Genomic DNA, 5946 nt, shown 5'->3' with positions numbered 1-5946 from the left:
CCTCTAACCCCTCCCCCACAAGGGGGAGGGAACGCTGCCGCACTCCTACTCGAACCTTGACGTCTGAAAGCCTCGGCAGTTTGCCATTGTCAGCGCCGGCGGGAGTCTCCCTCCCCCTTGTGGGGGAGGGGTTAGAGGTGGGGGTCTTCTTCGCAAGAAATCCTACGCCGCCCTTAATCCTTCCCATGCCGTGAACACCGACACGGCAAAGAGCAGCAGTCCGGCCGCCCGGCCGGCAAAAATGGTCGCCCGCGGATTGGCGATCAGAAGGTTGCGGCTGCGGCCAGCCGTGATCGCCAGTCCGCCATAGATCGCAGCCTGGGTGGCCACGGTCAGCAGCCCCATGACCGTCGCCTGCATCCAGATCGGACCGTAGTCCGGTTTCAGGAACTGCGGGTAGACGGCAAGCACGAACAGGTATGCCTTCGGGTTGATCAGGCAGGTCACAAAACCCTGGCGAAAGGCCTTCCATGCGGACCGGCTGCCGGCAGGCCCTTCCTGACCGACAGTGATGGAACTGCGCATCAGCGTGATGCCGATAAAGGCCATGTAGGCGGCGCCGGCAAGCAGAAGCGGCTTGAACAGGATCGGCACGAAATGCATCAGCAGGCCGACGCCGATGGCGCCGTTCAGCGTGTGCACCATGCCGCCGACCATGATGCCGCCGGTCGCGGCGAGACCCCTGTCGCGCCCGCCGGTCAGTGCATTGGCAAGCACGAAGAGCATGTCCATGCCCGGAACGGCGATGATGCCGAACAGCAGGATAAAGAAAAGCCAGAGATTTTCCGCATAGCCCATGTCAGTTGCCTGCCGCCTCGCTCCGCCAAACCGCAGCGGAACCTGTTGATTTTCAAGTCGATAGGCGCTCCTATAGGTCAGCCCAACTGACAATGCTGTGTCAATTGGGCTCGCAACCCGGGGAAAAAATGCGCAAGGCGTCACGCCTGTTCGAGATCATCCAGATCGTGCGGCTGGCGCGGCAGCCGGTGACGGCGGCGACGATTGCCGAGCGGCTGGAAGTGACGGTACGCTCGATCTATCGCGACATCGCAGCGCTGCAGGCGATGCGCGTTCCGATCGAAGGGGGCCGCGGCATCGGCTATATCCTGCGCCCCGGCTTCGACCTGCCGCCGCTGATGTTCTCGATCGAGGAGATGGAGGCGATCGTCCTGTCGCTGGCGCTGCTGGAGCGCACCGGAGACAGCGAGCTCAAGCAGGCGGCCAAGCGCGTCAGCGCCAAGATCGCCGGGGCGGTGCCACCACCCTTGCGCCAGGCCTTCGACGCCAATGCGCTGCATGCGTGGGGATTCGCCGCGCCCTCGACCGGCGCGATCGACTTGGCGCTGGTGCGACGCGCCATCCGCGACGAGGAGAAGCTCGATCTCTCATATCGCGACGAGATGGGCCGGGCCTCCGAGCGCCTCGTCCGCCCGATCGCGCTCATCTACTACGCCGAAACCGCCAACATCGTCGCCTGGTGCGAGCTGCGCCAGGCGATCCGCAATTTCCGCAGCGACCGGATCGAGGATTGCCAGGCGACGGGGTTGCGGTTCAAGGGCGAAGGCGACCGCTTGCGGCAGGTCTGGGTGAATGGATGGGAGATCAATGCGGCGGTTGGCGGCTGACGCGATTCTCCCTTCTCCCCCTTGTGGGAGAAGGTGGATCGGTGCGCAGCGCCGAGACGGATGAGGGGTGTTCCAGCGGAGTGAGACGTTGGTGTTCCCTGGAGCACCCCTCATCCGACCTCGCTTCGCGAGGCCACCTTCTCCCGCAAGGGGAGAAGGTGAGCCGCCGCCTCACCGCACGTCCACCCAGCGCTTTTCCTCGAAGGAGCGCGCCATCGCGTGCACCGTGCGCTCGATCTCCAGCCCTTCGGCGAATTCGATGAGCCGTGCCGGCCTGCCTTCAAGCCGCGTCAGCAGTTCGTGGCACTCGATGATCTTGAGGTCGTTGAAGCCGAGGCCATGGCCTGGCGCCGGCACGAAGAGGTCATAGGGCTTGTGGTGCGGCGCCACCAGGATGGTGCGGTAGCCCTGCTCGGTCGGCCGATCTGATGTGAGATAGAGCTGGAATTCGTTCGATCGTTCCTGGTCGAACAGGATCGACCCTTTCGAGCCGAAGATCTGGACGGCGATGCGGCCCTTGCGGCCCCAGGCCGAGCGGTTGACCAGCAGCGTGCCGGCAATGCCGCTTTCCAGATGCATCAGCACGCTGGCTATGTCGTAGGTCTCCACAGCGCGGCGGCCGCCGCTGGCCAGCTTGCGATCGGCATAGGGTTTGGCCATGTCGCAGATGACACTGGCGACGCGGCCGAACAGGGCTGAGACCAGCGACAGCGGATGCACGGCGAAATCGTCGAGCGCGCCATAGCCTGACGCGGCTTCGTGCTTCCAGAAGAACAACGCCTCTGGGTCGGCCATAAAGTCCTCGTCCATCTCGATGCGCAGATGGTTGACCTCGCCGATGATCTTCTCTTCCAGCAAAGCGCCGATGTGGCGGATGGCCGGGCTCTGGATGTAGTTGTAGCCGAGCGCCGCGATCTTGCCGGACTTTCTCGCCGCCGCTGCCATCGCCTCGGCCTCGGCAAAGCTCGGCGCCATCGGCTTTTCGCACCACAGATGCTTGCCGGCTTCGAGGATGGCGATGGCCATTTCCGGATGGAACTGGTTGGGCGTGGTCAGCGAGACGATATCGACTTCGGGATCGTTGACGACGGCACGCCAGTCGCCCGACGCCTTGGCGAACCCGAACTCGCCCGCCTTGCGCCGGGCAAGCTCTTCATTGACCTCGCCGAGATGGACCAGCCGTGGCTTGGCAACGTCGGGAAAGACGGCGCTGACGGCACTCCATGCGATGGCATGACACTTGCCCATGAAACCCGTACCGATGAGACCGACGCCGACCATTTTCCGTTTCTCCACTGCTTGAAGCGCTGCGTGGATGAATTAGTCCATTTTCTCTTGGAATGGAATGTCTGCCTCATTTTTTATGGTGTTCTTGCGCAGGCTCGCTATGATGATGCACAGAGGACGCTTCACGTATGAGCCTGGACAGAGCGACGATGGACGAACGGGTACCTCGCGATTTCGAGACGCTGCGCACCACCATCCTGGAGCGGCGCGAAAGCCTGCCGAAGCGCATCGCCCAGATCGCTGCCCATGCGCTCGACAATCCCGACGATATCGCTTTCGGCACCGCCGCCAGCATCGCCGCTTCGGCCGGCGTGCAGCCTTCGACCCTGATCCGATTTGCCCAGCAGCTTGGCTTCGATGGTTTCACCAGCCTGCAGCAGGTGTTTCGCGAACGGCTGCGCGAGCGCAACTCATCCTATGACGAAAGGCTGCAGGCGCTGCGCGCCAAGGCAGAGGGCGGCGCCGGCCATCGGTCGATCTTCGACGGCTTCGTCGCCGCCGCCAGCACCTCGCTCAACGACATTTCGCGCACGCTGGACGACGCGCATCTGGAAGACGCCATTTCCCTGCTGGCGAAGGCCGAGACCATCTACGTGCTGGCCAAGCGCCGCTCGTATCCGGTGGCGTCCTACATCGCCTATGCGCTGGGCAAGCTGAAGATCCGCAACCAGCTGATCGAATCGGCGGCCGGGCTGAATGCCGAGATGATCGGCTTCGCCACGCCGGCGGATGCCGTCATCGCCATTTCCTTCTCGCCCTACGCACCGGCCACGATCGAGGAAGCGCGCAGCATTTCGGAACAGGGCGTGCCGATCGTCGCCATCACCGACAGCTCGTTTTCGCCGCTCGCCCAGTTCGCCAAGGTCTGGTTCGAGGTTGCAGAGGCCGATTTCGCCGGCTTCCGCTCGCTGTCGGCGACAATGGCGCTGGCCATGGCGCTGACCGTCGGCGTCGGCGAGAAGCGACGCGACACGGGCCGCAAGCGCAAGGCCTGATCCATCGCCGAAAAGACACTTTTCACGGAAGGAACACTCATTCCATATTGACTATGGATTGGAATTATTATTTCATATTCCCGGCGCCACGCTGCCGCTCGCGCGTGTACCCCAACACAACAAGGCCGACGGGAGGTTCCAATGAGCGAAGCCGTGGACGCTGAATACGCGCCGCTCGACGTTATCACTATCGGTCGCGCTTCCGTGGACCTTTATGGGCAGCAGATCGGCTCGCGGCTGGAGGACATCACCTCCTTCGCCAAGTCGGTCGGCGGCTGCCCGGCCAACATCTCGGTCGGCACGGCCAGGCTCGGCCTGCGCTCCGCACTGCTCACCCGCGCCGGCGACGAGCAGATGGGCCGCTTCATCCGCGAGCAGCTGACGCGTGAAGGCGTCAATGTCGACGGCCTTAAGACCGACAAGGAGCGGCTTACCGCCTTGGTGCTGCTGTCGGTCGAGGACGAAGGCGTTTCGCCGATGATCTTCTATCGCTCGGACTGCGCCGACATGGCGCTGGCGCCGGAAGACATCGACGAGGCCTTCATCGCCTCGGCGCGCTCGATCGTCGTCACCGGCACGCATTTTTCCAGGCCCAACAGCGATGCCGCGCAGCGCAAGGCGATCCGCATCATGAAGGCCAAGGGCGGCAAGGTGGTGTTCGACATCGACTACCGGCCGAACCTGTGGGGCCTTGCCGGCCATGCCGAAGGGTTCGAGCGCTATGTGAAATCGGACCGGGTCTCGGCGCAGTTGAAGACGGTGCTGCCCGATTGCGACCTCATCGTCGGCACCGAGGAGGAGATCATGATCGCGTCGGGCGCCGACGATTGCCTGAGCGCCTTGAAGACGATCCGCTCGCTGTCGTCCGCCACCATCGTCCTGAAGCGCGGCGCCATGGGCTGCATCGTCTATGACGGACCGATCAGCGACGATCTCGAGGACGGTGTCGTCGGCAAGGGATTTCCGATCGAGATCTACAATGTGCTGGGCGCCGGCGATGCCTTCATGTCCGGTTTCCTGCGCGGCTGGCTGGGTGGCGAAGATCATGCGACAGCGGCGACCTGGGCCAATGCCTGCGGCGCCTTCGCCGTGTCGCGTCTGCTCTGCGCGCCGGAATATCCGACCTTCGAAGAACTGCGGTTCTTCCTCAAACACGGCAGCGAGCATCTGGCGTTGCGCAAGGACGAGGCGATCAACCACATCCATTGGGCAACGACGCGCCGGCGCGACATTCCCTCGCTGATGGCGCTCGCGTGCGACCACCGCGTGCAGCTCGAGGATGTGGCGGCGAAGGCCGGCGCCGATCCGGCACGGATCGAAGAATTCAAGGTGCTGGCAGTCAAGGCGGCTGCGAAGGTCGCCGCCGGCCGCGACGGCTACGGCATGCTGATCGACGAGAAACACGGCCGCAAGGCAATGTTCGAATTCGCCAGGCATTCCTTCGCCTGGCTCGGGCGGCCGGTAGAGTTGCCGGGTTCGCGGCCGCTGCGCTTCGAATTCTCGCAGGACATCGGCTCGCAGCTTGTCGAATGGCCGGTCGACCATTGCATCAAATGCCTGTGTTTCTATCACCCCGACGATCCGGCGGCGCTGAAGGAAGAACAGCAGCAGAAGTTGCGCGCCCTGTTCGAAGGCGCGCGGAAGGTCGGCAGGGAACTTCTCATCGAGATCATTGCCGGCAAACATGGCAAGCTCGACGACACGACGATCCCGCGCGCGTTGGAGGAACTCTATGCGCTCGGCATCAAGCCGGACTGGTGGAAGCTCGAGCCGCAGGCGTCGAGCGGCGCCTGGGCGAAGATCGAGGCCGTCATCCTGAAGCACGACCCGTGGTGCCGCGGCGTCGTGCTGCTGGGCCTGGAAGCGCCGCAGGACGAGCTGGAAGCGGCGTTCGCCGCCACCGCCAAGGCGCCCATCGTCAAGGGCTTTGCCGTCGGCCGCACCATCTTCGTCCATGCGGCCGAACAATGGCTGGCCGGCAAGATGTCGGATAACGAGGCGATCGCCGACATGGCGCAGCGCTTCGAACAGTTGACGGA

At 63.9% G+C, this 5946-nt stretch carries 5 protein-coding genes; 3 read left to right on the top strand and 2 right to left on the bottom strand.

What is annotated here, in order from left to right:
• Positions 1–162 precede the first annotated feature (162 nt).
• A complete protein-coding gene (locus EN939_RS17745; protein WP_127269055.1) occupies positions 163–798 on the bottom strand; it encodes a LysE family translocator in 636 nt (211 codons plus the stop codon).
• A 128-nt stretch (positions 799–926) separates the two neighbouring features.
• Here EN939_RS17745 and EN939_RS17740 point away from each other — a divergent pair, with 128 nt between their 5' ends.
• Positions 927–1625 carry a helix-turn-helix transcriptional regulator gene (locus tag EN939_RS17740; protein WP_127269054.1) on the top strand — a complete coding sequence of 233 codons (699 nt, stop codon included), beginning with the start codon at positions 927–929 and terminating at the stop codon, positions 1623–1625.
• 171 nt (positions 1626–1796) lie between these two features.
• On the opposite strand, the gene EN939_RS17735 is transcribed toward EN939_RS17740, so the two are convergent.
• Positions 1797–2906 (bottom strand): Gfo/Idh/MocA family protein, encoded by a 1110-nt coding sequence (locus tag EN939_RS17735; protein WP_127269053.1) that lies wholly within the window; start codon positions 2904–2906, stop codon positions 1797–1799.
• A 155-nt stretch (positions 2907–3061) separates the two neighbouring features.
• Between EN939_RS17735 and EN939_RS17730 the strand changes: the two genes are divergently transcribed.
• Together EN939_RS17730 and EN939_RS17725 are read left to right on the top strand one after the other, a co-directional pair.
• On the top strand, positions 3062–3907 hold the full coding sequence (locus tag EN939_RS17730; protein ID WP_164748924.1) for a MurR/RpiR family transcriptional regulator: 846 nt from the start codon (positions 3062–3064) through the stop codon (positions 3905–3907).
• A gap of 141 nt (positions 3908–4048) precedes the next feature.
• Positions 4049–5946: bifunctional 5-dehydro-2-deoxygluconokinase/5-dehydro-2-deoxyphosphogluconate aldolase (locus tag EN939_RS17725; protein WP_127269051.1), on the top strand; the 1898-nt coding region annotated here is incomplete at its 3' end.

The sequence above is a fragment of the Mesorhizobium sp. M7A.F.Ca.CA.002.05.1.1 genome (genome assembly GCF_003998335.1).
Lineage (GTDB): Bacteria > Pseudomonadota > Alphaproteobacteria > Rhizobiales > Rhizobiaceae > Mesorhizobium.
Note: the sequence above shows the minus strand (reverse complement) of the source record. Positions and strands in the feature narration are given on the sequence as shown.